The 26,030-nt window shown below is 48.9% G+C and carries 20 protein-coding genes; 9 read left to right on the top strand and 11 right to left on the bottom strand.

Annotated elements, in window-relative coordinates; all coding sequences use genetic code 11:
* Window positions 1-142: 142 nt before the first annotated feature.
* Both fadA and fadB read right to left on the bottom strand, forming a co-directional pair.
* Window positions 143-1,327 (bottom strand): acetyl-CoA C-acyltransferase FadA, encoded by a 1,185-nt coding sequence (gene fadA, locus N3Z11_RS12850; protein WP_313771358.1) that lies wholly within the window; start codon window positions 1,325-1,327, stop codon window positions 143-145.
* Complete coding sequence (gene fadB / locus N3Z11_RS12845) at window positions 1,328-3,481, bottom strand: fatty acid oxidation complex subunit alpha FadB (protein ID WP_260657588.1); 2,154 nt, start codon at window positions 3,479-3,481, stop codon at window positions 1,328-1,330.
* A gap of 212 nt (window positions 3,482-3,693) precedes the next feature.
* Here fadB and N3Z11_RS12840 point away from each other — a divergent pair, with 212 nt between their 5' ends.
* The 5 genes from N3Z11_RS12840 to N3Z11_RS12820 all read left to right on the top strand — a co-directional run bounded on the left by N3Z11_RS12840 (window position 3,694) and on the right by N3Z11_RS12820 (window position 9,332).
* On the top strand, window positions 3,694-5,577 hold the full coding sequence (locus N3Z11_RS12840; RefSeq protein ID WP_260657587.1) for a transglycosylase SLT domain-containing protein: 1,884 nt from the start codon (window positions 3,694-3,696) through the stop codon (window positions 5,575-5,577).
* 95 nt (window positions 5,578-5,672) lie between these two features.
* Entirely contained in the window at window positions 5,673-6,995 is a 1,323-nt protein-coding gene (pepQ, locus tag N3Z11_RS12835) for a Xaa-Pro dipeptidase (RefSeq protein ID WP_260657586.1), read from the top strand.
* Window positions 6,996-7,113: 118 nt separating this feature from the next.
* The gene (tusA, locus tag N3Z11_RS12830) at window positions 7,114-7,362 is read left to right on the top strand and encodes a sulfurtransferase TusA (protein WP_260657585.1); all 249 of its coding nucleotides are present in this window, start codon (window positions 7,114-7,116) and stop codon (window positions 7,360-7,362) included.
* Window positions 7,363-7,425: 63 nt separating this feature from the next.
* Window positions 7,426-8,469 carry a diguanylate cyclase gene (locus N3Z11_RS12825; RefSeq protein WP_260657584.1) on the top strand — a complete coding sequence of 348 codons (1,044 nt, stop codon included), beginning with the start codon at window positions 7,426-7,428 and terminating at the stop codon, window positions 8,467-8,469.
* A gap of 104 nt (window positions 8,470-8,573) precedes the next feature.
* Entirely contained in the window at window positions 8,574-9,332 is a 759-nt protein-coding gene (locus N3Z11_RS12820; protein ID WP_260657583.1) for a MerR family transcriptional regulator, read from the top strand.
* Window positions 9,333-9,401: 69 nt separating this feature from the next.
* Here the strand turns inward: N3Z11_RS12820 and glyS are convergent, their stop codons facing one another.
* The 9 genes from glyS to dnaA all read right to left on the bottom strand — a co-directional run bounded on the left by glyS (window position 9,402) and on the right by dnaA (window position 23,203).
* Window positions 9,402-11,462 (bottom strand): glycine--tRNA ligase subunit beta, encoded by a 2,061-nt coding sequence (gene glyS / locus N3Z11_RS12815; RefSeq protein ID WP_313771357.1) that lies wholly within the window; start codon window positions 11,460-11,462, stop codon window positions 9,402-9,404.
* Between the two features lie 3 nt (window positions 11,463-11,465).
* Window positions 11,466-12,389: a glycine--tRNA ligase subunit alpha gene (gene glyQ / locus N3Z11_RS12810; protein ID WP_260657581.1), complete on the bottom strand. Its 924-nt coding sequence runs from the start codon at window positions 12,387-12,389 to the stop codon at window positions 11,466-11,468.
* 212 nt (window positions 12,390-12,601) lie between these two features.
* The gene (locus tag N3Z11_RS12805) at window positions 12,602-13,795 is read right to left on the bottom strand and encodes a M56 family metallopeptidase (protein WP_260657580.1); all 1,194 of its coding nucleotides are present in this window, start codon (window positions 13,793-13,795) and stop codon (window positions 12,602-12,604) included.
* On the bottom strand, window positions 13,788-14,171 hold the full coding sequence (locus N3Z11_RS12800) for a BlaI/MecI/CopY family transcriptional regulator (RefSeq protein WP_260657579.1): 384 nt from the start codon (window positions 14,169-14,171) through the stop codon (window positions 13,788-13,790). Before N3Z11_RS12800 ends, N3Z11_RS12805 begins: the two co-directional genes overlap by 8 nt.
* A gap of 219 nt (window positions 14,172-14,390) precedes the next feature.
* On the bottom strand, window positions 14,391-16,655 hold the full coding sequence (locus N3Z11_RS12795) for a hypothetical protein (protein ID WP_260657578.1): 2,265 nt from the start codon (window positions 16,653-16,655) through the stop codon (window positions 14,391-14,393).
* Between the two features lie 532 nt (window positions 16,656-17,187).
* Complete coding sequence (gene gyrB, locus N3Z11_RS12790) at window positions 17,188-19,605, bottom strand: DNA topoisomerase (ATP-hydrolyzing) subunit B (protein ID WP_260657577.1); 2,418 nt, start codon at window positions 19,603-19,605, stop codon at window positions 17,188-17,190.
* Window positions 19,589-20,704, bottom strand: a complete 1,116-nt coding sequence (gene recF, locus N3Z11_RS12785) for a DNA replication/repair protein RecF (protein WP_260657576.1) — start codon at window positions 20,702-20,704, stop codon at window positions 19,589-19,591. Before recF ends, gyrB begins: the two co-directional genes overlap by 17 nt.
* Window positions 20,705-20,716: 12 nt before the next feature.
* Entirely contained in the window at window positions 20,717-21,820 is a 1,104-nt protein-coding gene (gene dnaN, locus N3Z11_RS12780) for a DNA polymerase III subunit beta (RefSeq protein WP_260657575.1), read from the bottom strand.
* A gap of 12 nt (window positions 21,821-21,832) precedes the next feature.
* Complete coding sequence (gene dnaA / locus N3Z11_RS12775) at window positions 21,833-23,203, bottom strand: chromosomal replication initiator protein DnaA (RefSeq protein ID WP_260657574.1); 1,371 nt, start codon at window positions 23,201-23,203, stop codon at window positions 21,833-21,835.
* A 451-nt stretch (window positions 23,204-23,654) separates the two neighbouring features.
* Here dnaA and rpmH point away from each other — a divergent pair, with 451 nt between their 5' ends.
* Genes rpmH through yidC form a run of 4 tightly spaced genes read left to right on the top strand, consistent with a single transcriptional unit; the run spans window position 23,655 to window position 26,030 of the window.
* Window positions 23,655-23,792, top strand: coding sequence for a 50S ribosomal protein L34 (gene rpmH / locus N3Z11_RS12770; protein ID WP_046519750.1), 138 nt, complete (start codon window positions 23,655-23,657; stop codon window positions 23,790-23,792).
* 14 nt (window positions 23,793-23,806) lie between these two features.
* Window positions 23,807-24,178 (top strand): ribonuclease P protein component, encoded by a 372-nt coding sequence (gene rnpA, locus N3Z11_RS12765; protein WP_260657573.1) that lies wholly within the window; start codon window positions 23,807-23,809, stop codon window positions 24,176-24,178.
* Entirely contained in the window at window positions 24,130-24,387 is a 258-nt protein-coding gene (yidD, locus tag N3Z11_RS12760) for a membrane protein insertion efficiency factor YidD (RefSeq protein WP_260657572.1), read from the top strand. The genes rnpA and yidD overlap by 49 nt, the downstream gene beginning before the upstream one ends.
* A gap of 8 nt (window positions 24,388-24,395) precedes the next feature.
* Window positions 24,396-26,030: a membrane protein insertase YidC gene (gene yidC / locus N3Z11_RS12755; RefSeq protein WP_260657571.1), complete on the top strand. Its 1,635-nt coding sequence runs from the start codon at window positions 24,396-24,398 to the stop codon at window positions 26,028-26,030.

The raw sequence follows: 26,030 nt of genomic DNA, 5'->3' as shown, positions 1-26,030 counted from the left end.
CGGGTACACCCTACCAAAACCACAGCGTTAAAGATGGTTTTCAATTGACCATAAAAAAGAGCTGATAATTTATCAGCCCTTTTTGGTTTTTGCCGGATTCAAGAACAAAAGCCCTTATCCGCAATGGTGTTTGCTCTGCTAGTTAAGCATCAACGCGCTCAAACACAGTGGCAATACCCTGGCCTAAACCGATACACATAGTGGCTAAACCGTATTTGCCGCCTTTGCTTTCCATCACATTTAATAAGGTGGTGGAAATACGTGAGCCTGAGCAGCCCAGCGGGTGACCCAGCGCAATAGCACCGCCGTTTAAGTTCACTTTGGTTTCTTTCACTTCCAGCAAACCTAAGTCTTTCATCACCGGCAGAGCCTGGGCAGCAAAAGCTTCGTTCAGCTCGAAGAAGTCGATTTGACCAATGTCTAAACCAGCGGCTTTGAGCGCTTTTTTCGACGCCGGCACAGGGCCGTAACCCATGATCGACGGGTCACAGCCGGCCACACCCATACCAATGACGCGGGCGCGGATCTTCAGGCCTAAAGCGCGGGCTTTGTCTTCGCTCATCACCAGCATGGCGGATGCGCCGTCTGATAACGCCGAAGAAGTACCGGCTGTTACAGTACCGTTGGCCGGGTCAAACACCGGACGCAGCGCAGCTAATGATTCCACTGTGGTTTCAGGGCGGATCACTTCGTCGGTATCAAACAGCTTCAGCACACCATCGGCATCGTGGCCTAAACATGGCAGAATTTCGTTTTTAAAACGGCCTTCTAACGTGGCTTCATGGGCTAAACGGTGTGAACGGGCACCAAATTCGTCTTGCTCCTGACGGCTGATGCCATGCAGTTTGCCAAGCAATTCAGCAGTTAACCCCATCATACCGGCGGCTTTGGCAACAGATACCCCTAAGCCAGGGTGGAAATCGACACCGTGGGTCATAGGCACATGGCCCATATGCTCCACACCACCGATTAAATACACTTCGCCCATGCCCATGGCGATAGAGCGTACCGCGTCGTGCAACGCTTGCATCGAAGAACCGCATAGACGGTTTACGGTAACGGCCGGCACAGAATGCGGAATACCGGCCAATAACGCCGCGTTACGCGCCACGTTAAAACCTTGCTCCAGCGTTTGTTGTACACAACCCCAAATCACATCGTCGATGTCACTCGGGTTCAGGCCAGGGTTACGTTCTAAAATGCCGCTCATTACATAAGCAGACAGTTGTTCAGCACGGATATTACGGAAAATACCGCCTTTAGAGCGACCCATAGGGGTCCGGATGCAGTCGACAATCACAGCTTGTTTCATGGTAATTCTCCGCAATTAAACCGGGTAAAACACCTGGCCGCTGGCAGCCATGGCGCGGGTTTTATCTGTAACCTGGTAAATTTCACCCAGGTCTGCGTATTTGTCAGCTAAAGCTACGAAGTTGGCCAGGCCCATGGTGTCCACATAACGCAGCGGACCACCGCGGAACGGAGGGAAACCTAAACCGTAAATCAGGCCCATGTCGGCTTCCGCCGCTGATGCCACTATGCCTTCTTCTAAACAACGAATGGCTTCGTTAATCATTGGGATCATTGTGCGGGCGATAATTTCATCAGCTGAGAAGTCTTTCGCTGGTGCTGCAATGCCCGCTAATAAAGCGCCGCTTGCTGCGTCCAGGTCTTTTTTCGGTTTGCCTTTGGCGTCTTTGCTGTAAGCGTAAAAACCAACACCGTTTTTCTGACCAAAACGCTGCGCGTTATACATAGCGCTGACCGGGTCGTTATCTACTTTGGCCATCCGGGTTGGGAAACCAGCCGCCATCACGTCGGTGCAGTGATGGGCAGTATCTAAACCCACCACGTCCAGCAGATAAGCCGGGCCCATAGGCCAACCGAATTGTTTTTCCATCACTTTGTCGACTTTGGCAAAGTCGGCACCATCCAGCACTAACTTGCTAAAACCGGCAAAATAAGGGAACAACACACGGTTCACGTAAAAACCAGGGCAGTCGTTGACAACTATTGGTGATTTACCCATTTTTGCGGCGTAAGCCACTACTGCAGCAATGGTTTCGTCTGAAGTGTCTTTACCACGGATAATTTCCACCAATGGCATCTGGTGCACAGGGTTAAAGAAGTGCATACCGCAGAACCGGCTTGGGTTTTCCAGGTTTGCTGCTAAAGAGTTGATCGAAATTGTAGAAGTGTTGGAGGTGATAATGGCATCCGGCCCCACCACAGTTTCAATTTCTTTTAATACTGCGCCTTTGACTTTCGGGTTTTCCACCACGGCTTCCACCACAATGTCGACACCTTTCACAGTTTCGTTCGACAAAGTTGGGGTAATAGAGGCGACCACTTTGGCCATGCCGGCAGCGTCTAAACGTTTACGCTCAACCAGTTTGCCTAACAGCTTAATGGCTTCGCCCATGCCCTGCTCTAAGGCTTTGTCGTTGATGTCTTTCATCACAACTGGCACGCCTTTAGAGGCTGACTGGTAAGCAATACCACCACCCATAATGCCAGCGCCTAATACCGCTGCTTTATTGATGGCTTTTTTCGCCATTTTACCGGCTTGTTTGGCTTTGCCTTTAATCAGTTGATCATTCAGGAATAAACCAATCTGCGCAGTCGCGGCGTCTGTTTTTGCCAGTTTGGCAAAACCGGCGTTTTCCAGTGCTACTGCACCGGCGCGATCAAGGCGCGCGGCTTTTTCAATAGTTTCTACCGCTAACATTGGCGCTGGGTAATGTTTACCTGCGTTGGCAAACACCATACCTTTGGCGGTATTAAAGCTCATAGTAGCTTCGGTTTTATTCAGTTTCAGTGGCGATAACTTGGCAGCACGTTTCTGGCGCCAGTTCAGCTTGCCGGCAATGGCATCCTGCACCATGGAAAGTGCAGCTTGTTTTAATTTGGCCGGAGCTACTACCGCATCCACAGCACCTTCTTTTAAGGCTTGTTCAGCGCCACGCTCTTTACCTGTGGTAATCCACTCCATCGCCGTATCAGCACCGACAATACGGGGTAAACGCACTGTACCGCCAAAACCTGGCATCAGGCCAAGTTTGACTTCTGGTAAACCAATTTTGGTGGTGGTGTCGGCCACTCGGTAGTCGGCCGTTAAAGACCATTCACAACCGCCGCCTAACGCAAAACCATTTAATGCCACAACTGTTGGAACTGGTAAATCTTCAGCGAGGTCGAAGATGTCTGAAGCTTGTTTGATCCACGGGATTAATTCAGCTTCAGGCTTTTGGAAAGTGGCTAAAAATTCAGTAATATCAGCACCAACAATAAAGGTTTCTTTGGCGCTGCTGTAAATTAAACCTTTGAGATTTGCATCTTTGTGCAGGATTTCCAGCGCTGCGCGGCAATCAGCCAGCGTCTGCTGGTCAAATTTGTTTACCGAGCCGGCTGCGTTAAAGGTAAACTCGGCAATACCGTCAGCAATGTATTGCACGGTAATGCTGGAACTCTGGTAGATCATGGATGTTCTCCTTCGTCGCGTAGGTGACAAATGCTTTTTTATCGCAACAGGTCAGATGAGTCTTGTGCGGGTCCAGTGTGTCGCGGTTCAGGAAAAAATTCAACCGTTATTTAAACGCTTGTTTGAATTCGCCGTCGACGCCTGTGTAACTATAGGTGGTATTTATACAGATGTGGCAACCGAAGTTCGGCATCTCAGGAACTGGCTTTTTTGTGTCGCTGCTGCTGGTTTTCAGCTGCAGCACTCTGGCAGCACCTTCAGATCAGGTGTTGCGGGAACGTTTTCTTAAAGCAGAAAAAAACATTCAGAAAGCAAGCCCGGAACAAGCGCAAAAAATCCTGCGTGATTTACACCATTACCCGCTGAAACCTTATGTTGAGCTGGAGTACTTAAGCCGCGCGCTGGGCAAAACTGCCGACGTTAAAGACTTTTTAAAACGCCACCAGGGCACACCGCTGGAATGGCCAATGAAAAAACGCTGGCTGATTTATTTAGCCAGTGTTGGCCTGAGTCAGCCGTTTTTACAGAACTATCAGATGGGCACAGACACTGTGCTGGACTGTTACGCACTGCAACTGCGGCTGCTGAATGAACCCGCCAAAACCATCTGGCCTGAAGTGAGCAAACTCTGGACTGTGGGCAAATCGTTGCCCAAAGAGTGTGACAACCTGTTTTCCCGCTGGCAAAAAGCCGGTCAGCGTACGCCAGAAGTCGTCTGGGCACGTTTAACCAAAGCCGCCGATGGGGGTGACGAGCGTATCATTCCTTATTTACGCACCCTGCTGCCAAAAAACCTGCAATATCTTGGCGATAAATGGAAACAGGTGATTGAAAACCCTGGCCTGGTACAAAGACAAAAGTTTTTACCGCTCAAGCATCGTTGGGAGCGCGAAATTCTGACTTATGCGCTGAAAAAAATGGTGTGGAAACAGCCGGAACAAGCACTGCGGGTATGGCAACGATTTGAAACAGATCCACAATTTACCAAAGCGCAGCGTACCGATGTGGCCCGCCAGTTTGCCATTGCGCTGGCCAGTAAAAACGACGCCCGTGCCAGCAAGTTTATTGCCATGGTACCTGTGGCGCTGAAAGACGATTTATTTATTCAGTGGCAACTGGCCTGGCTGCTCAGGCAAAACCAATGGCAACAAATTCAGCAAATGCTGGCAGAACTGCCGGCAGAAAGCCGTAACAAAGATAACTTAAGATACTGGCAAGCCCGTGTGCTGCAGGAGCTTGGTCAGCAGGAACAAGCTAAACAGGTATTGGCAAAACTGGCCGAAGAGCGCAGCTATTATGGTTTTATGGCTGCAGCCAAACTGGGCTTAAAACCCAGCCTGGCACATAAACCAGTACCGGTCACAGCTGAACAATATCAGGCCTTTAAAAAGAGTGCGGCCATAGCCCGGATGTATGAATGGCAAGCCATTGGTCGCCCCAATGCAGCCAAGCGGGAACTGACTTTCCTGCAAAAATATGGCACTGAACCGGAAAAACTCAGCGCCGCCAAATACGCTTACGACAAAGGCTGGTATGACAGAGCTATTTTTGCTTTGGCCGATGCCGGTTATTGGGACGATGTAGAAATGCGTTTCCCTATGGTGTTTAATCAGGAAATTCAAAAGCATGCCAAAGCAGCCCGCGTAGACCCGGCTTGGGCTATGGCCATTACCAGGCGCGAAAGTACTTTTATTCCAACAGCTAAATCGCCGGTAGGCGCTCATGGTTTAATGCAAATTATGCCGCAAACGGCCAAACACATCTCGGGCCGGCGGGTGGCGGTACAAACTTTGTATAACCCGAATGTAAATATCGATATGGGCACCGACTATCTGAACTATTTGATGCGGCAAAATAACAACAACCTGGTATTTGCCACCGCCTCTTATAATGCCGGTTACAGCAGAGTAAAAACCTGGTTGCCCAAAGGCCAGCAAATGCCGCTGGATATCTGGATTGAAACCATTCCGTTTAAAGAAACGCGGGAATATGTCAAAGCGGTGCTGGCTTATTATCAGATTTACAACATCAGAATGAATCAGAACCACGACGTTTTTGTGCCATTAAGCACTATGCAGGTTGGTGAAAGCTCCTGAGCCATCACAAAAACCTGAGTTGCCCCTTGTTGGCCTGTTGCAGCCGCAAAAGCGGCTGCGGTAACTTAATTTGATCACTAATAATAGGAACAGCCATGCGACCAGCTTACCAACCTCTGTACGCCGCTCACCTGTTTGAGCTGCAACAACGCACTAAAGCCGTGCTGGCACGGGAAAATCTGGACGCACTGGTGATCCATTCAGGCCAGGCTAAACGTCAGTTTCTCGACGACATGGATTATCCCTTTAAAGTAAACCCGCTGTTTAAAGCCTGGTTGCCGCTGGTCGACAACCCACACTGCTGGCTGATTGTCGACGGCGTGAATAAACCCAAACTGGTGTTTTATTTACCTGTTGATTTCTGGCACAAGGTGCCGGACGCCCCAACCGATTTCTGGGCCGGTTTTTTTGATATTCAGCTGATTGATAAAGCAACCAAAGTTGAACAACTGCTGCCCTACGACAAAGCGCGGATGGCCTATCTGGGCGAACAGCTGGAACTGGCTCGTGCCCTGGGTTTTACCGAACTGAACCCGGAAGCTGTGTTGAACTACCTGCATTATCACCGCGCTTATAAAACCGACTACGAACTGACCTGTATGCGCGAAGCGAACCGTATTGCCGTCAATGGCCACAGAGCGGCAGAAGCGGCTTTTCGCGCTGGCGGCAGCGAATTTGAGATTCAGCTGGCGTATTTAGCTGCGGTAGGTCAGGGCGAAAACGAAGTGCCTTATGGCAATATTATTGCGCTTAACCAAAACGCTGCCATTTTGCACTACACAGTGCTGGAGCGGCAAAAACCGGCTGAGCATCATTCGTTTTTAATAGACGCCGGCGCGTCATTTCATGGTTATGCCGCCGACATTACCCGCACTTACAGCGCTAAAAATGATGAATTTGCCGCGCTGATTCAGGCGATGAATGCCATTGAATTACAATTGGTCGACAGCTTAAAACCCGGCATTAAATACACTGAAGTGCATTTAAAATCACACCAGCTGATTGCCAATATTCTGGCCGATTTTGATTTAGTGCAGCTGGGCGCCGACGCCATAGTCGAAACCGAAATCAGCCGCACTTTTTACCCACATGGCATTGGCCATCATTTAGGGCTGCAAGTGCATGATGTCGGTGGTTTTATGGCGGATGAACGTGGTACTCATGTGGCAGCACCGGATAATCACCCTTTCCTGCGATCCACCCGTTTGGTAGAACCTGGCATGGTGTTCACCATAGAACCTGGTTTGTATTTTATTGATTCGTTATTGGCTAGTCTGAAACAAAGTGAACATGGCAAATACGTAAACTGGCATAAAGTAGATGCGATGCGTAAATTTGGCGGCATCCGGATTGAAGATAACGTCATAGTGCACCGGGATCGTAATGAAAATATGACCCGGGATTTAGGTTTAGCCTGATAACGAGCCTCAGCACCCTCATCCGCAAAAACGGCCTTTACCGGCCGTTTTTTATATTTTGAAATCCACCAGCCGAGCCGTTACCATAAGCGCCTGTTTTACTTTCGCGGAATGCACCATGACCGATGTGTTTGCCAATGCCGATCAACAACTGGACGCTTTGGGTTTACGCTGCCCTGAACCTGTGATGATGGTGAGGCTGACGATCCGGAAAATGGCCGCAGGCCAAACCTTGTTAATTCTGGCCGACGACCCGGCGACCACCCGCGATATTCCGGCATTTTGCCGTTTTATGGATCACGAACTGGTTGCGATGGATACCTCAGAGCTGCCTTATCGTTATCTGCTGAAAAAAAGCGCCGGTTAAACTTGTTATTTCTGCGATCCGGTCGCAGACTCTTGATTATTCAACAGCTTCGGAACTGCCGTTTTGCCACTGTCGCAAAGCCATCATAAAGCCGCTTCTATCGATCAGCTCAGACGGCGTTATATTCTGTTATTTGCCAGCTATATCAGCTCACTGACGTTATTGCTGATGGGCTTTTATCATTTATTCAGTGCTGATTTGTCATTGCAACTGCTGTTATTTAGCGCTGCACTGGCGTTGCTGTTGATTTCCATCTGGTTTCACCGCTCACAGCAGCTCCGGCTGGCCTGCTCTCTGGTGGCCTTTTTTGCGTTGTTTTTTGTGTTGTTACTGGTGTGGCACGGCGGTTCGCAAAACACCGCTTTATACTGGGTATTTCCGGTGCCGCTTATTCTGTTTGGTCTGCTAGGCGCCCAAGCCGGTATTATTATGAATCTGCTGATGTTTGCCGGACTGGTGTTTTTACTATTTGGTCCCGAGTTACATCAAGCCCGTTATGCCACAGCCGAAGTGGCCCGTTTTCTCGCCTCTTTTAGCACTGTGCTGGCGGTTGGTTGGATCAACGAACATTTCCGCGAGCGCAGCCACCATTCGATGAGTGTGTTGCAGCACAGCAAAGAACAACAAGCCAATACCGATGTACTGACCAGCCTCGCCAACCGGCGTTTTCTGGAGGATGTATTACCGGAACACACCAAACAACAACCTGAGCTGTTTTTCCCGATGGCGGTAGTGATGGCCGACATCGACCACTTTAAACATATCAATGACAGTTTTGGTCATGATCAGGGCGATTTAGTGTTACAGCAGGCGGCGCTGCTGTTCCGGCAAAAACTGCGCACTCAGGATATCTGTTGCCGTTATGGTGGTGAAGAGTTTTTATTGATGTTGCCCAAAACCAGCCTGCAGGACGCCGTAAGGGTGGCTGATAAAATTCGTGCTGCTATTGCCCAAAAAAGGTTGTTACCCCAGCACCCCGACCTGGTGATCACCGGCAGTTTTGGCGTGGCCGAAGCCACAGCCGCTGAGGATATTCCGGCTGCAATTAAAAGAGCCGATCAACAGCTGTATCTGTCCAAAGCCAACGGCCGTAATCAGGTGAATTAACACTGAGCTTTGCTTAGCCACCCTGAAAATTTAAAAAAACCACTTGCGTCTGACGTAACGTCAGGGCCCAGACTGCAGTTAAGCCTAAGCGAAGAAACCAAGTTATGTCTTTTACCATCAGCCAGTTAGCAAAGATTGCCGGCATTAGTGTCCGCACCTTGCACCATTATGATCAGATAGATTTATTTAAACCTATGGCACGCAGTGCTGGCGGTTATCGTTTGTATCAGCAGCAACAACTGCTGCAGTTGCAACAAATCCTGATGTATCGTGAACTGGAATTGCCGCTGGCTGAAATTCAGCGTCTGCTGCAAAACCCCGACTACAACTTAGTTTCTTGTTTATTGGCGCAAAAGCAGCAGCTAAAGGCAAGGTTGGACCATCTGACCAAACTGTTAGGCATGCTGGATCAATCCTTGTTACAACTGGAGTCTGAGACTATGTCTAACCCAAATCATTCGGCTTTATTTCAACATTTCAGCCCGCAAGTGCTGCGTGAAGAAGCGATACAACGCTGGGGCGCCACTGAAGTTGAACAGCACGAGCAGCAACAGCAACAGTTGTCTGAGCGCGAACAACAGGAACAAGCCCAACAAGGCGAGCAGATAGCGTCGCAATTGTCGCAACTGCGGCATCTGAGTGCGGATTCAGCTGAAGTACAACAACTGATGCAGGCACAGCACCAATGGTTACTGAGTTATGGCCCTTGCCCGGCACAGCGGCTGTTGCAACTGGCAAGCCTGTATGTGCAGGATGAACGTTTTAAGATGTATTACAACAGGTTTGGTGCGGGCACAGCAGAGCTGATGCATGACGGCCTGATACTGTACGCTGCAACCTTGACCAGGCCTGAAGCAAGCTGATGGCAAAGGGCAAAAATAAAACCCGGCTTTGGCCGGGTTTTATTTTGATATCAATACGGGACTGCAGTGTTACTGCAGCACAGAAATATCAGCTACATGCAGGAAGGCTAAACGCAGTTGGTTTAACAGCGCCAGGCGGTTTTGCCGTACGGCCACATCCTCAACGTTAACCATGACTTCATCAAAGAACTGGTCGATGACCTGACGCAGTGACGATAAAGTACTTAACGCAGTGTTGTAGTCGCCTTTGGCAAACAGCGTTTCCAGCTCTGTTTGTTTGGCTGATAAAGCGGCAAACAAGGCTTGCTCAGCGCCAGCTTGTAATAAGGCGCTGTTCACTTGTTGTGGCAGCTCGCCTTCCACTTTGGCCAGAATATTCGCCACCCGCTTATTGGCAGCAGCTAAAGCAGAAGCAGCTTCTAATTTGCGGAACTCAGCAACGGCTTTGACACGACGGTCAAAATCGGCCGGGTTGGTTGGACGACGTGCCAGTACTGCCTGGATCACATCCACTGCATAACCTTCGCCTTCATACCAGGCACGGAAACGCGCCAGCATAAATTCCAGCACTTCATCAGCAACAGTGGCCTGGGTTAACTTGTCGCCAAAGGTGCTTTGGGCGTAGCCAATAATGTCCAGCAAGTCCAACGGCAGCTGTTTTTCCACCATAATGCGCAGCGCACCAATGGCAGCACGACGCAGCGCAAAGGGGTCTTTGTCGCCTTTTGGCGCCTGACCAATGCCAAAAATACCCACTAAAGAATCGAGTTTATCGGCAATGGCCACTGCACAGGCTTCCAGCTGACTTGGCAGGCTGTCTCCGGCAAAACGCGGTTTGTATTGTTCGTTCAGCGCAACAGCAACAGCCTCTGGCTCGCCATCGATACGGGCATAATGCATACCCATAATGCCCTGGGTTTCCGGAAACTCACCCACCATGTTACTCATCAGGTCGGTTTTAGACAATAAACCGGCACGCTCAGCATGTTGCACATTGGCGCCAATTTTGCCGGCGATATAAGCCGACAGTTTGGCAATACGCTCAGACTTTTCGCGTAAAGTGCCAAGCTTCTGCTGGAACAATACAGTGCCCAGGCTCTCAAGGCGATCAGCCAGTTTGGTCTTTTTATCCACAGTAAAAAAGAACTGGGCGTCTGTTAAACGTGGCCGCACTACTTTTTCATTGCCCGAGATGATCTGGCTTGGGTCTTTGCTGTTGATATTGGCAACAAAAATGAATTTATTCAGCAACTTGCCGCTTTTGTCCAGCAGCGGGAAGTACTTTTGATTGTCCTTCATGGTGGAAATTAACGGCTCAGCCGGCACTTCCAGGAAACGCTCTTCAAAAGAACCCACCAGTACCACTGGCCACTCCACTAAAGAAGTGACTTCATCGAGCAGTGCTTCGTCGGTTGCCACCATACCATTCAATGAAGCTGCAGTTTTTGCCACTTCAGCGGCAATAAAAGCACGGCGTTTGGCGTAATCGGCCACCACAAAAGCTTGCTCCAGCGTGCTTAAATAGGCATCAGCATTGGCAATGTCCACCAATGCCGGCGCGTGGAATCTGTGGCCATGGGTAGCGCGGCCTGAAGTTTTACCCAGCACAGTGGCCGGCACTATGTCATTACCGTACAGCATCACTACAGTATGTACAGGACGGATAAACTCAGCGGTCGAGTGGCCCCAGCGCATTGGCTTGGCGATTGGCAACTTCGCCAGCGCGTTGTTAATCACTTCAGGCAATAAACTAACGGTGGCAGCACCCAGCACCTTGGCTTTATGGACCAGCCAGGCGCCTTTGTCGGTTTCCAGGCGTTCGGCCTGTTCCACGCTGATACCGTTAGAAGCGGCCCAGGCTTGCGCTGCTTTGGTCGGCTGACCGGCAGCGTCAAAAGCACCTGCGAGCGCCGGGCCGCGCTTTTCCACTACTTTGTCAGCTTGTTGTGCCACCAACTGATTAACCCGCACTGCTAAACGGCGTGGCGCGGCATACCAGGCGGTGTTGCTGAATGACAAACCGAGTTTATTCAGCTCATCAACGATATTCTGCTCAAAAGCCGTTGCTAAAGTTTGCAGCGACTTCGGTGGTAACTCTTCAGTACCAATCTCAACAATAAAATCCTGCACCACTTAAACCTCCTGCTGCGCTTGTGACTGGTTACGGCATAACGGGAAACCCAGCTTTTCGCGGGCAGCATAATAAGCTTCAGCGCAGGCCTTGGCTAAAGTGCGTACCCGCAGAATATAACGCTGACGCTCTGTCACCGAAATAGCGTGGCGTGCATCCAGCAGGTTAAAGGCATGTGATGCCTTCATCACTTTTTCATAAGCCGGCAGCGGTAAACCCAGTTCAATCAGTTTGTGACTTTCCGCTTCGTACTGGTCAAAAGCGGCAAACAAGGCAGGCACATCGGCGTATTCAAAGTTATAAGTCGACTGCTCTACTTCGTTTTGGTGGAACACATCACCGTAAGTAACACGACCCATAGGGCCGTCGGTCCAGACCAGATCAAAAATGCTGTCCACGCCCTGAATGTACATGGCAAGGCGCTCTAAACCATAGGTAATTTCGCCTGTCACCGGACGGCACTCTAAGCCACCGACTTGCTGGAAATAAGTGAACTGCGTCACTTCCATGCCGTTTAACCACACTTCCCAACCTAAACCCCAGGCACCCAGAGTTGGTGATTCCCAGTTGTCTTCAACAAAACGGATATCGTGTACCAGGGTATCAATACCCAGCTCACGTAACGAGCCTAAATACAGCTCCTGAATATTGGCCGGCGACGGCTTTAAAATCACCTGGAACTGATAATAGTGCTGCAGGCGGTTTGGGTTTTCGCCATAACGGCCATCGGTTGGCCGGCGGCACGGCTGCACATAAGCCACGTTGCTTGGCTCCGGGCCTAAGGAACGTAAAAAGGTCATCGGATGGAAAGTACCGGCGCCCACTTCCATATCAAGGGGCTGCACTATGACACAACCCTGACGGGCCCAATAATCCTGTAACGCCAGGATCAATCCCTGGAATGTTTTAATATCGTAATTGTGCATAGAAGGCGCACCTGTTCGCTGAATGAGATAGACCTGCAAAAATGACCGAAAAGTATACCCATTTACGTGACGTTTCTGTAGCGCTTCGCGGCATTTTCTGCAGGAATGACGGGAAAATTATTGAATTTATCTCGATTTGCACTCAGGCTGTAACCGAAACAGCAAAAGAGCCCGCTGGCCCCTTTGCTGTTTTGGCTAATCATCAATAACGGTTATTTTGACGGTGACACCTCAACCCGCTCAATGTTGTAGTCAACTGGATCCATCGCAAAATCAAGCTGCACCTTCACGCCCTGCTGACCGGCCATAGTTTTGGCATAAGTCCATTGTTCCAGTGCGCGTACCGACTCTTTATCAAATACCTGAGCTGGTACTGATTTCAGAATCTTCACATTCTGTACCTTACCTTCTGCACTGATATCAAATTGTGCCACCACATAACCTTCTATTTTGTTTTGTGCCGCTTCAAGCGGATAACGAGGTTCAACCCTGCTGATTGGCGCAGCATTGTCGCCGGAACCAGCCAACACCGGTTGCTGCAGCAATAACAGCACTGCGGTGAATACCACAAGGCTTAAACTCAAAAGCGGTTTGCTAAAGCCATGTTGCTGCTGTAACAGCGTTAAACGTTGTTTCATCATGTGTTTATCTCCATAAGGGTTGGTAAGTAACTGCCAGTTCTTGGCAGCAGTTTCTGCATTACTCAGCAGTGCATGACTGTAAGCAATTTTTTGTTTGGCGTTGGCATGCTGCAGAACTACAGCATCACAAGCCAGTTCCTGATCCTGCCGGTACAGGCGATACGCCCACCAGCAAAGTGGATGAAACCAGAATAAGGTCAGCAACAATAAAGCCAGGCCATTAGCGTGTAAGTCGCCCCGCTGCACATGCGTAAGTTCATGCTGCAGGATGAGTTGTTGCTGTTCTTTACTAAATCGTTCCGCAAAGTCGTTTGGTAATAACAGTTGCGGCCGCCACAAACCAGTGACGTATGGACCATGCTGGCCATCACTTTGTTTACAGCGAAGTGGAATATCAGCAGAGTTCACCAGAGGAGTAGCTACTGCCAGCTGTGCCCATATTTGCCTTTGCTGCACAAATAGCAGTAGAGCGAGGCACAACACACCTGTCAGCCAGACCAGCATCAGGCCGTCAATGGCATACAGGTTCTCACTGATATCCGCATTCAGTTTACTGATACCAATCTGAAAACGGCTGATGCTGTTGTCAGCTGCTTTATATGCCGGCAAAGGTAGCAACGACACCACTAACAGCGCCGGTAGCAAAGCCCAGAGGCTGTATTGCCAGCGCGCCCCCAACAAACGCAATACCAGAGGGCGAAGCAGTAACAGCAACACCAGCAGCAGGCTGAGTGGTAATAATTGCCCGAGCAACCAATTAGTCATGTTTTTGCTCCTTTTCCCAGTCAGCAATCAGCTGCTTTAACTCTGCTACATCTTTGGCATCGAGCTTTTGCTGTTTAGCAAAACCAGCCACCAAAGGTGCGATACGGCCCGACAAAACCCGCTGAATAAAACTTAAACTTTCTTTTTGTTGATAATCAGCCTGTTGCACCAGCGGATAATACAAATAGGCGCGACCGTCTTTTTCATAACCCACCGCCTCTTTTGCCACCAAACGGTTTAACAGTGTTTTGACTGTTTTTTCATGCCACGCACTGGCATCCGCCAGGGCAATAACTACCTCATTGGCGCTGATTGGTGATCTGGCCCATAGCACTTTAAGTACTTCCAATTCGGCCTGACTAATGTCTTTATTCATGTGTTACTCCTTCAGACTGCGCCATAGATTACAGATGTAATTCAATTAAGATTACACCTGTAATCATGTAGGTCAACAGAAATTTTGTTTTTATTTTCGACAACACCCAACTGAACAACGGGTATCAGAGAAGGTAACAACAAAGCAGAGGAATGGACTTAGGTCTGCAGTTACTGCGTATCCACACCGACCCGCAGCAACTGCAACTTTACTATCTTATTATTTCAGCTGTTTTAACTGCTGACTCCATTCTGTTTGCAGCGATGCCAGTACATGACGTTGTTTCATACTGTTCACCCCATGCTCCAGCAAGGCCTTGGCGGCCTTTTTGTCGTCGTTACGCCGGTAGCAGTCCGACAGCTCCTGCACTGCGGCAAAATAGTGAATGTTGCCCATGCTGTTGGCGACAGTCTGCGCGTCCGAGGTCAGCAATTTTGTTAGCCGCTCTGCCGCTTTGCTGTCTGTAGCAGTACAGACAAAACTCGGCCCTGCTTTGCCATAACTCAGCGTTTTGTACGAACGGATAGCTGGCGCATTTAATGCCCAGCGGGCATGCAAGGCAGCCGCTGATTGCGGGCACTTCTGTTCCAGCTCCTGTAGCAAGTCCGTAGCCGCGGTTAACGCCGGAGCTCCGCCAAAACTCAACACCCGCCCCACATCTTCGGTGAAATAATCCGGTGCCAGCAGATGCTCGTCAACTGAGCCGGTTGCCGCAACATAAATACGCAACAGGTTTGACCGCACCACGGCATGGCCCAGATCAATGGCAGCCTGAACCTGATAAAAGCCTGGTTCATCGATTAACCAGCCGCTGGTAGTGCAGCTGACATTATGGCTGCCATATATGGCAGCACCTGGCGTTATCGCATGGCGGTGCGCCTGGTGGCAACGGGTGATCATCGGCCGCCAGAATTTTGCGGTGCCGCCTTCACGCTGGATCACCAAACTAAAGTGCTGGCCGTCTTGCAGCAGATCTTCATCTATCAACTGCGCCTGTTCAGCGATATTTTTCAGCTTCAACTCCAGCCAGACAGGTTCCATAAAGTTAAAACCAGGCCTTGCCTTGTTACTGCGTATTTCCAGTTGCCAGCCGGATTCGCTGTGCGCTGGTGCCGCTTCAAAGCCATGTTGATCAAACCAGTTGTTATTGCCCATCTGCACAAAACTACGGGGCGCATGGCGCATAAACTCCAACTCATCATCACTAAAACGGAAACGGAAGTTACTGAAAAACGCCGACTGTCCGCCAGAAACAAAATACGGATAGTTCATAAAACTGCGGGCTTCCGGTTCATTAGCCAAAGGCAACCACGGATTGCCCGGCGCGCCCTGCGGCACCCCCAGCGCTTTCTGCCATGAGTGTGCCAGATTAAAAGCGTGCCCCATCTCGTGCACTGCGGTCCAGAACACCATCCGTTGACGCCAGGCGGCGGCATTTGTCTCTCCTGCCGGCACATCCTGAATAAAACTATTGGTGAAAATGGCCGTACCCTGGCGGTGGTTGGCACCAATATCATCAAACATCACGCCACCCAAACCATGACCGCTATCGTGACGGGCAGCAAACAGCACCCACATCGCCCATTGAGGTTTATCAGCAAAACGCTGCCAGTAGGTGACCATTGCATTGTGCATTTCACTGTCAGACCAGGTGGCATTCGCCCCTGCAGCCGAAACCGGAATAGTTGATGGATGGGGTGACAAGGTGGCGTTAAAGCCGGCACGCTGGAACACAGTGGTCAGGTTTAACGTTTCATTGGGCAAATCGGCCGGCCGGTTCGGGTGGCTGTGCGTCTGATAGCTGGTGGTTACATTATTGGCACCAGCCACCTGATCCACCTCAAACTCTACTTCATCAAAATACTGCGACCAGAAACTGAGCGGATAAGTACGGCTGGTCCCGGCGTTAATCAGTGTCAGTTTATAGCTCGCGTACTTCAGGCCCACAGCGCCTCTTTTAGCTTCAAACACCAGCTGCTCAGCCGGTAATAGCGCTGCGGAACCATGCCGGTACACAACGTTTGCTTTCACTCGTCGGTGATTAAGTCCCAGACATGCATCAGACGTGACTTCCGCTATGATGTGCGCACTGGACGCCGGAAATAGCCGTCGCGCTTCAATGGATATCCGTTGTTGCGGTAAAAAGCGGTCTACATCAATCCGTACTGTGATGTTCAGCAGATTCAGCGGGAAAGTGCCCGGTTTTGCGACAGGCTGATAACGGTAGCGGCCGCTGACTGCAGCACATACCTTAATTGGCAGCGGTAGTTTTGGCGGGTATGGTAAGGGTAACTCCGGCAGCTGCGGTTTGGGCATCTCAGGCCAATCCGGTGTTGGTTGATATGCCTGGATCTCCTCAGCGCTGTCTTCACTGATTTTAAGGGATACAAAATCAGGGTGCTCATCACGTTGGAGCAGTTGTATTTCAACAGGTAAGGTGGCAACGTCATCGTCGCCGGTGATTTCATTAAATATGCTGTTCATCTGCACTCTCCTTTTGCAGCGTTATTGGCAAAGGGTTCAGCTGTTCTGCACAACTGATTGCAGCGTCATTCGGTAATGAAAGACATGGAAAACAAGCGGGCCCGATGAACGAATGACCTCCATACAACTGTCCAGTCGTACTACATGCCGTCTGCTCCCTGACTGCCCGCCAACCATAGGCCTGACATTACGACAATTCAACTTTGCTAAATTAGATACAGGCGTGACGACTGGCAGAGTTCTGCTACATCAAATGGCAACTGTAGTTGCCTGATTTAACAACTATCGATAAAAATCAGGTTGTTATGGTTGCTACATTGCTGCGGAAAAAGAATCAGCAACAGCTACCCATTGCTTTGTAGCAGAAAACAGCACTGCTTGGTGCAGGCTCCATAACACTTTGAATAATCATAAAAAAAGCCCGGTTAATTAACCGGGCTTTTGTTTACTATCGTTTGGTCTGTTCATCTCAGATGAAACGGCAGTTCACGACTTTGAGACGCCGTTTCACCAGAGATGAGATCCGACAAAGTTACACGTCCAGGTTGGCCACCCGCAGCGCGTTTTCTTCGATAAAGGCGCGGCGAGGTTCTACGTCGTCACCCATCAGGGTATTAAACAGCTGGTCGGCACCAATGGCGTCTTCAATGGTAACCCGCAGCATACGACGGGTATTTGGATCCATAGTAGTTTCCCACAGCTGCTCTGGGTTCATTTCACCTAACCCTTTATAACGCTGAATATACAGGCCTTTTTTCGACTCTGTCATCAACCATTCCAGGCCTTCAACAAAGCTGGTGATAGGTTTGATTTTTTCACCACGGCGGATATAACCACCTTCTTCCACCAGATCACGAATCGCGTCGCCTAAAGCGGCAATACGGCCATAATCGCTGGAGGTGATAAAGTCGTAATGCAGTACATATTCATTGTCGATACCGTGCTGACGAATAACAATTTTTGGCAACGTCAGATTACGCTCACGGTCTTCCGTCACATCAAAGGTATAACTGGAACCATCACCTTCTTTGTCCTGCAGACGTTTTGCCAGTTTGCCAACCCACTCTTTGGTTAAAGTGGCGTCTTTTAACATCTCAACGGTAATGCCCGGCACATACACCAGCTCGTTCAGCAGGTTCAGTGGGATTTTGCGGCCTAAACGTTCAATAGTGGCTTTACACTTATGATACTGGCCAACCAAAGCTTCCAGTGGTGCACCACCAATACCAGGGGCATCGGCGTTTACATGTAAAGTTGCTTCATCCAGTGCCAGTGTGGTCAGGTATTCTGTCATCGCAGCGTCATCTTTGATGTACTGCTCTTGTTTACCTTTTTTCACTTTATACAGCGGTGGCTGAGCAATATAGATATAACCACGCTCAATCAGTTCAGGCGTCTGGCGATAGAAGAAGGTCAACAGCAGCGTACGAATGTGCGAACCGTCGACGTCGGCATCCGTCATCAGAATGATGCTGTGATAACGGGTTTTATCCGGATTGTATTCTTCACGGCCAATACCACAACCTAAAGCGGTGATCAGAGTGCCAACTTCCTGAGATGAAATCATCTTGTCGAAGCGGGCTTTTTCTACGTTCAGAATTTTACCTTTCAGTGGCAAAATCGCCTGGTTTTTGCGGTTGCGGCCCTGCTTGGCAGAACCACCCGCAGAGTCACCCTCTACCAGGTAAAGTTCTGATAATGCTGGATCTTTTTCCTGACAGTCGGCCAATTTACCTGGTAAACCAGCGATATCGAGCACGCCTTTACGACGGGTCATTTCACGGGCTTTACGCGCAGCTTCACGGGCACGGGCAGCGTCGACAATTTTGGTGACGATGATTTTGGCGTCGTTTGGGTTTTCCAGCAAATATTCGTTCAGCTTTTCATGCATCACACTTTCAACCGCCGACTTCACTTCGCTGGAAACCAGCTTGTCTTTGGTTTGTGAGCTGAATTTTGGATCCGGCACTTTGACGCTGATAACAGCTGTTAAACCTTCACGGGCGTCATCACCGGTAGCTGCCACTTTCATCTTTTTGGCGTACCCTTCGGCGTCAATATATGTATTTAACACCCGGGTTAAAGCCGAACGGAAACCCGCTAAGTGAGTACCGCCGTCGCGCTGTGGAATATTGTTAGTAAAACAGAAGATGCTTTCCTGGAACGAATCATTCCATTGCATCGCCACTTCTACCGAAATGCCATCTTCGCGGCTGGCAGTAAAATAAAAGGCTTTAGGGTGAATCGCCATTTTGGTGCGGTTTAAGTACTGCACAAAGGCTTCGATACCACCTTCATATTTAAAGTGATCTTTTTTGTCGTCACGCTCATCGGTCAGAATAATGCTGACACCAGAGTTCAGGAACGACAGCTCACGTAAACGTTTGGCCAGAATATCGTAGTGGTAATTGATATCGGTAAAAATAGTTGGGCTTGGCCAAAAACGAATTTCTGTACCTGTGCTATCGGTTTCACCAATCACTTTGAGTGGCTCGTCCGGCACACCTAAACGATAAATCTGGTTATGCACCTGGCCTTTGCGACGAATGGTCAGCTCCAGTTTATCCGACAGAGCGTTTACTACCGATACACCCACACCGTGTAAACCGCCCGACACCTTATAAGAGTTGTCGTCGAACTTACCGCCGGCGTGCAGTACTGTCATGATAACTTCAGCGGCAGAGACACCTTCTTCGTGCATATCGGTTGGAATACCACGACCATTATCGCGCACAGACACCGAGTTATCGCTGTGAATAGTGACAAAAACATCACTACAGTAGCCAGCCAGGGCTTCGTCGATGGAGTTATCGACAACCTCAAACACCATGTGGTGTAAGCCTGAACCGTCGTCAGTGTCACCAATATACATGCCCGGTCTTTTGCGGACTGCGTCTAAACCTTTCAGTACCTTAATACTGGAGGAGTCGTAATTATGTTCTTCGGCCATTATTATCCGTCCGTACTATCTGCCCATGTTCCACGTGGAACAATCCAACCTCAGTGCCCGACACTAATGGCAAGACCTGAGCAGCTTCAATTGCAGTAATAAACACCTGCGAATTGATGTGATGTAAAAAACTAAAAATATGGCGTTTAGAGTGGTCATCCAGCTCCGACGCCAAATCGTCAATCAGCAGCAGTGGCTGTTTATGGCCCCTGCTAAAAATTACATTGCTTTGTGCCACCTTTAACGCAAACAACAACATCTTCAGCTGACCACGGGACAAAAACTCATCGGCATATTCACCGGAAATTTTGATCCGTAAATCTGCTTTTTGTGGCCCAAGTTGGGTATAACCAAACTTCAGATCACTGCTGAAATTCTGTTGCAGCTGTTGCATCAACTCAGCGGCGTCACCTTTTTTCATTGCCCAGCCAGGCGTTAGCTCAAGCTCAAGTTGCTGTAACGCGTCGATGTCTTGCAGCAAAGGTGTCAAGGCTGCACACAACTGGTTGATATACTGCTGTCGCATCTGTTGTAACGCCACCGCAGTTTCACACAACTGCAGATCCCAAAATCTGTAGTTGTCGCCATAAGGCTGTTTGCTTTTTAATAAGGCATTACGCTGTTTTAAAACCTTATTAAACAACACCCAGAGTTCAAAAAAGGAAGGTTCCACGTGGAACAATCCCATATCAAAAAATTGCCGCCGCTCTTTTGGTCCGCCAAAAAACAATCTGAAACTGTCAGGTGTAATTAACTGCACCGGCAACAAAGTGGCAATGTCGGCCACCCGCAACACCTTCTCGCCGTTCAGCTTCAATTGCCATTCGCCCAACCTGTCACGTAACATACCAACACTCAGCAGCTGCTCCGCCCATTGCACTTTACCGTGCAAAACCAGCTGCGCGTGCTGGTGGCCAATCACTTTCTGCGGTTTGCTGGTGCGAAAAGAGCGACCATGCGCCAGCAAATAAATAGCTTCCAGAATACTGGTTTTACCGCTGCCATTTTCACCATAAATCAGATTCATGGTTGGCGAAAATTGCAAAGCCGCATTGTCGATATTGCGAAAACCTGTCAGCTGTAACAGCGCCAGCGCCATAAACTACAACAATTACAACCGCATTGGCATCACGACGTACAAGGCGCCCTGATTACCCACACCTTCCACCAGCGAGCTGGAGTTGGCATCGCTTAAATGCATAATGATTAAATCTGTACTGAGCGTGTTTAACACATCCAACACATAACCCACGTTAAAACCAATTTCCAGCGTATCACCCTGATACTCTACTTCGATGACTTCTTCAGCCTGTTCATGCTCAGGGTTGTTGGCAACTATCTGCAGCTCACCTGAACTCAGGGTAAAACGTACACCACGGTATTTTTCATTCGATAAAATTGAAGCCCGCACACAGGCGTCTTTTAACACCGAACGATGGGCTGTGACTTGTTTGGAACTGTTACGCGGCAACACCCGGCGATAATCAGGGAAACGACCGTCAATCAGTTTGCTGCTGAAGCTAAACTGGCTGTCGAGCAACCGGATATGGTTCTGCCCAATGGCAAGGCGGATCACCTGATCGTCATTGACTAACAACCGCATTAACTCAAGTACACCTTTACGCGGAATAATCACCTGCTTTTGCTGACCTGCAGTCACAGCCAATTCCATTGAGCTTAATGCCAGACGGTGACCATCGGTCGCCACAGTGCGCAAAGTGCCATTATCCACTTCAAACAACAAACCATTCAGGTAATAACGTACATCCTGGTTCGCCATTGAAAATGCGGTGTCGTCCAATAACTTGCGTAGTTGCGCCCGGGTTAAATCAAATTCCACTTCGCCTTGCCAGGATTCAAGATTCGGATAATCGTTGGCGCTTAAGGTTGATAAGGTAAATTTGCTTTTACCGGTACTGACAATACAGTTGTCACCTTGTAATGAAATATGCAGCGGCGAACCTTCTGGCAAAGAACGGCAAATATCCAGTAACTTTTTCGCCGGAATAGTGACACGGCCTGGCACCTGTACCTGGGTTAAAGGCACAGCAGCGACCAGTTCAATTTCTAAATCTGTACCGGTTAAGGATAAAGCTTCAGGCGTTACGTCCAGCAGCACATTCGACAAAATAGGCAAAGTATGACGGCGCTCAATAGCACCAGATACCATTTGCAGTGGTTTCAGCAGCGTGTCACGGTCAATGTAAAATTGCATAACCTTTCCCTATTAAGACGACAAAGTGCGAATTAAATTCTGAAAATCTTCTTTAATTTCATGAGTTTCTTCTTTCAGAGACTCAATTTTACGGCAAGCGTGCAATACAGTGGTGTGGTCGCGGCCGCCAAAAGCATCACCAATTTCCGGTAAGCTGTGGTTCGTTAATTCTTTGGAAAGCGCCATCGCCATTTGTCTGGGTCTGGCCACAGAACGGGAACGACGTTTAGACAACAAATCGGCGACACGGATTTTGTAATATTCAGCTACGGTTTTCTGAATATTTTCGATGGTGACCAGCTTGTCTTGTAATGCCAATAAATCGCGTAATGACTCACGGACAAAATCAATGGTAATAGGCCGGCCGGTAAAATTGGCATTGGCGGTAATACGGTTTAATGCACCTTCCAATTCACGCACATTGGAACGCAATCGCTTGGCGACAAAAAATGCCACCTCTTCCGGCAGGCGAATATTATTTTCCTGGGCTTTGCGCATTAAAATGGCAACCCGGGTTTCCAGCTCTGGCGGTTCAATCGCAATAGTTAAACCCCAGCCAAAACGGCTTTTTAACCGCTCTTCTACGCCGTCAATCTCTTTAGGATAACGGTCAGACGTTAAAATAATTTGCTGGTTACCTTCAAGTAACGCATTGAAAGTATGAAAGAACTCTTCCTGTGAACGGTCTTTTTTGGCAAAAAACTGAATATCGTCAATCAACAAAGCGTCGACTGAGCGGTAATAACGCTTAAATTCTTCAATAGCGTTATTTTGCAGTGCCTTCACCATATCCTGCACAAAACGCTCAGAGTGCATATAAATCACTTTAGCGTCGGGCTTTTTCGCCAGAATACCGTTGCCAACTGCATGTAATAAGTGAGTTTTACCTAAACCTGTGCCGCCATATAAAAACAGCGGGTTATACGCAGTGCCGGGGTTATCTGCCACCTGACTGGCAGCAGCGCGCGCCAATTGGTTGGACTTACCTTCGACAAAGTTATCGAAGGTGTAATTGGCGCGGACATTACTGCGCACTATGGTTTTTGGTGCAGGTTCAGGAATTTCCGGCGCTGCTACTGGCGCAGCTGCCGCAGCTTGACTGCGGCTAACCGGCGCTGGTGCCACTTTGACGGTTTTTTGACTGCTGCCTACTTCAAAACGCAGACGTGGGGCATGATCACCACAATAATCGTGGATCAGCTCGTTGATCCGGTTTAAATATTTATCCCGGACCCAATCCAGCACAAAGCGGTTTGGGGCAAATAATGTGAGAGCGTCATGGGAACTATCGGCCTGCAAAGGGCGGATCCACATGCTGAATTGCTGCGCAGGCAATTCTGACTGCAGTGCTTCTAGGCAATTTTGCCAGACTGACTGATACACCATATCTCCAACAGCCCCGAATAATTAGTATTTAGCAAGGCAGGCGTTTTTTAGCGAAGGTTGGCATTATGGGCTGATCTTATCCACAACTGCAATATTGACTTTCTGAAAAAAGCATCATTTGCAGAAAAAACAACATATGCTGATGTTTTTATTGAATTTATATCCATTATTCAAATTGATAATACCGCAGCTTTTTCCAAGGCGATTCGGAAATATCAAGTGCTTTGCGACCAATTCATGCACATTTTATCCAACAAAAAATGTCAGCCTGTGGAAAACTCTGGTTGATCAGCGTTATTTCAAGGATCGGATGGTTATTTAACCAAGGATCGCATTGACAAGCGTGTACTTAGTCCTTAAAATTCGCGCTCTTTTGAAATCGCTGCGTTTTGGTTTTTTACTAAAACACAGATAAACCTTAGTAAATATCGACCGGACGGACGAAGTTATGAAAAGAACATTTCAACCTAGCGTGTTAAAACGTGCTCGCGTTCACGGTTTCCGTGCTCGCATGGCTACCAAAAATGGTCGTCAAGTATTAGCGCGTCGCCGTGCTAAAGGCCGTAAACGCTTAACTGTCGCTTAATTTTTAAGCGCTGCGTGGTCAGCTATACCTTCAGCAGGGAGTTACGTCTGTTAACTCCCCGCGAATTCGACAATGTGTTCCAAAACCCGTTCCGGGTTGCATCTCCCCTGTTTACCATCCTCTGTAAAGCTAATTCGTTAGCTGTTCCGCGTATTGGTCTGACGATCGCGAAAAAACGTGTTAAATTAGCCACGCAACGCAACAGAATCAAACGTTGTGCCCGCGACAGCTTTCGCTTACACCAACATCAGTTACCTCCGGTAGATTGTGTGTTGATGGTGAAAGGTGACATCAGCAACACGGATAACGCAGAACTACATAAACAACTGGAGCGGTTATGGAGCAAGATCTCCCGCCAATACAACGCTACCCAGCCCAAGCCTTAATTAAGGTTGTTAAAGGCTATCAGCGCTGTATCAGCCCTCTGTTTGTTCCCAGTTGTCGTTTTTATCCCAGCTGTTCGCATTATGCGGTAGAAGCCCTAACCCGTTTCGGTCCGCTAAAAGGCAGTTGGTTAACAGCCAAACGTCTATTAAAATGCCACCCCCTACACCCGGGTGGTGATGATCCCGTTCCGGAAAAGCCAAAGAGATAAGCTCACACATGGAATCGCAACGCAGTTTTTTAGTTATTGCCCTGGCCCTGGTCAGTTTTTTAATGTGGCAACAATGGCAGGTGGACTATGGTCCAAAACCTGTAGTACCGGCCAGCAACAGTCAAACCACCAGCAGCGCTGCTGACTTACAACTTTCCGCCAGCGGCAGCAACACTGCAGCAGCACCGGAAGTAAAAGCAGCACAAGCCCAACTGGTAGAAGTCAAAACCGACGTACTGACGGTAAAAATTGACAGCCGCGGTGGCGACATTGTGGCACTGGAGCTGCCTGGTTTTACTGTTTCTCAGGAAAACAAAGCCGCTTATCAGCTGATGCGTCAACAACCAGGTTTTGAGTATGTTGCCCAATCTGGCTTATTAGGTGATGGCCCGGACGATAAAAAAGCGCCAAGGCAGATTTATCAGGTAGCGCAAAACAGCTACCAGCTGGCCAATGGTCAGACAGAGCTGATTGTGCCTCTGACCATGACACACAATGGTTTAGTTATTGAAAAACGGTTTATTTTTACCGCTGGAAAATATGATGTCCGGGTAGAATATTCTGTAACCAACCAGGGTGATGGCAGCAAGGTTGTGCAACCTTATTTCCACTTTGCCCAGACCATCGATAACGGCGAAGGCACCAACATGATGATGCCTGTGTACCGTGGTGGTGCTTATTCAACTGCAGACCAACGCTACGAAAAACTGTCGTTTGACGACATGAAAGAAGCCAACCTGAATCTGAGTACACAAGGTGGTTGGGTCAGTATGCTGGAACACTATTTTGTCGCCGCCTGGGTACCACAAGGTGAAGGCAATAATCAGTTGTACAGCATGGTGGCTGACAATCTGGGTGTGATTGGTGTACAAGCGCCACAACAAAGTATTGCAGTAGGTGAACAAAAAACTTTTGCCGCTACTTTTTATGCCGGCCCGAAAGATCAGGATAATCTGGCGCAAATTGCTAATGGTCTGGATCTGACCGTAGACTACGGCATGTTATGGTTTATTTCTCAGCCGCTGTTCTGGTTATTACAACTGATCCACGGTGTTGTTGGTAACTGGGGTGTGGCCATTATTGCCATCACTTTATTAGTCAAAGGCTTAATGTTCCCGCTGACTAAGGTTCAATACGAATCCATGGCCAAGATGCGTAATCTGAAGCCAAAAATTGACGAGTTACAGGCCCGTTACAAAGACGACCGTCAGAAGATGGGCCCGGCTATGATGGAGCTGTATCGCAAAGAAAAAGTAAACCCTATGGGTGGCTGTCTGCCGATGCTGATCCAATTGCCAATTTTCCTGGCTTTATACTGGGTCTTTGTTGAAAGCGTTGAGCTTCGCCAGGCACCGTTTATGTTGTGGATCACCGACCTTTCAGTCAAAGATCCATATTATGTTTTACCGGTGCTGTACGGTATCAGCATGTTTATCATGCAAAAATTAACACCAATGACAGTGACAGACCCAATGCAGGCCAAAATTATGCTGTGGATGCCGGTCGCATTCTCGGTATTCTTCCTGTGGTTCCCAAGTGGTCTGGTGCTGTACTGGGTGATCAGCAACCTGATTTCACTGGCACAGATGCTCTACATCTACCGCGGTATGGAGAAAAAAGGCCTGTACGTACGAAACGCCTAA

It is taken from the genome of Rheinheimera sp. 4Y26 (assembly GCF_025245835.1).
Classification (GTDB): Bacteria; Pseudomonadota; Gammaproteobacteria; order Enterobacterales; family Alteromonadaceae; genus Pararheinheimera.
Note: the sequence above shows the minus strand (reverse complement) of the source record. Positions and strands in the feature narration are given on the sequence as shown.

Coding starts and splice junctions, on each gene's coding strand:
- fadB (WP_260657588.1), bottom strand. CDS start 3,481: ATGATCTACCAGAGTTCCAGCATTACCGTGCAATACATTGCTGACGGT.
- pepQ (WP_260657586.1), top strand. CDS start 5,673: ATGCGACCAGCTTACCAACCTCTGTACGCCGCTCACCTGTTTGAGCTG.
- tusA (WP_260657585.1), top strand. CDS start 7,114: ATGACCGATGTGTTTGCCAATGCCGATCAACAACTGGACGCTTTGGGT.
- N3Z11_RS12820 (WP_260657583.1), top strand. CDS start 8,574: ATGTCTTTTACCATCAGCCAGTTAGCAAAGATTGCCGGCATTAGTGTC.
- glyQ (WP_260657581.1), bottom strand. CDS start 12,389: ATGCACAATTACGATATTAAAACATTCCAGGGATTGATCCTGGCGTTA.
- N3Z11_RS12805 (WP_260657580.1), bottom strand. CDS start 13,795: ATGACTAATTGGTTGCTCGGGCAATTATTACCACTCAGCCTGCTGCTG.
- N3Z11_RS12800 (WP_260657579.1), bottom strand. CDS start 14,171: ATGAATAAAGACATTAGTCAGGCCGAATTGGAAGTACTTAAAGTGCTA.
- N3Z11_RS12795 (WP_260657578.1), bottom strand. CDS start 16,655: ATGAACAGCATATTTAATGAAATCACCGGCGACGATGACGTTGCCACC.
- gyrB (WP_260657577.1), bottom strand. CDS start 19,605: ATGGCCGAAGAACATAATTACGACTCCTCCAGTATTAAGGTACTGAAA.
- recF (WP_260657576.1), bottom strand. CDS start 20,704: ATGGCGCTGGCGCTGTTACAGCTGACAGGTTTTCGCAATATCGACAAT.
- dnaN (WP_260657575.1), bottom strand. CDS start 21,820: ATGCAATTTTACATTGACCGTGACACGCTGCTGAAACCACTGCAAATG.
- rpmH (WP_046519750.1), top strand. CDS start 23,655: ATGAAAAGAACATTTCAACCTAGCGTGTTAAAACGTGCTCGCGTTCAC.
- yidD (WP_260657572.1), top strand. CDS start 24,130: ATGGAGCAAGATCTCCCGCCAATACAACGCTACCCAGCCCAAGCCTTA.
- yidC (WP_260657571.1), top strand. CDS start 24,396: ATGGAATCGCAACGCAGTTTTTTAGTTATTGCCCTGGCCCTGGTCAGT.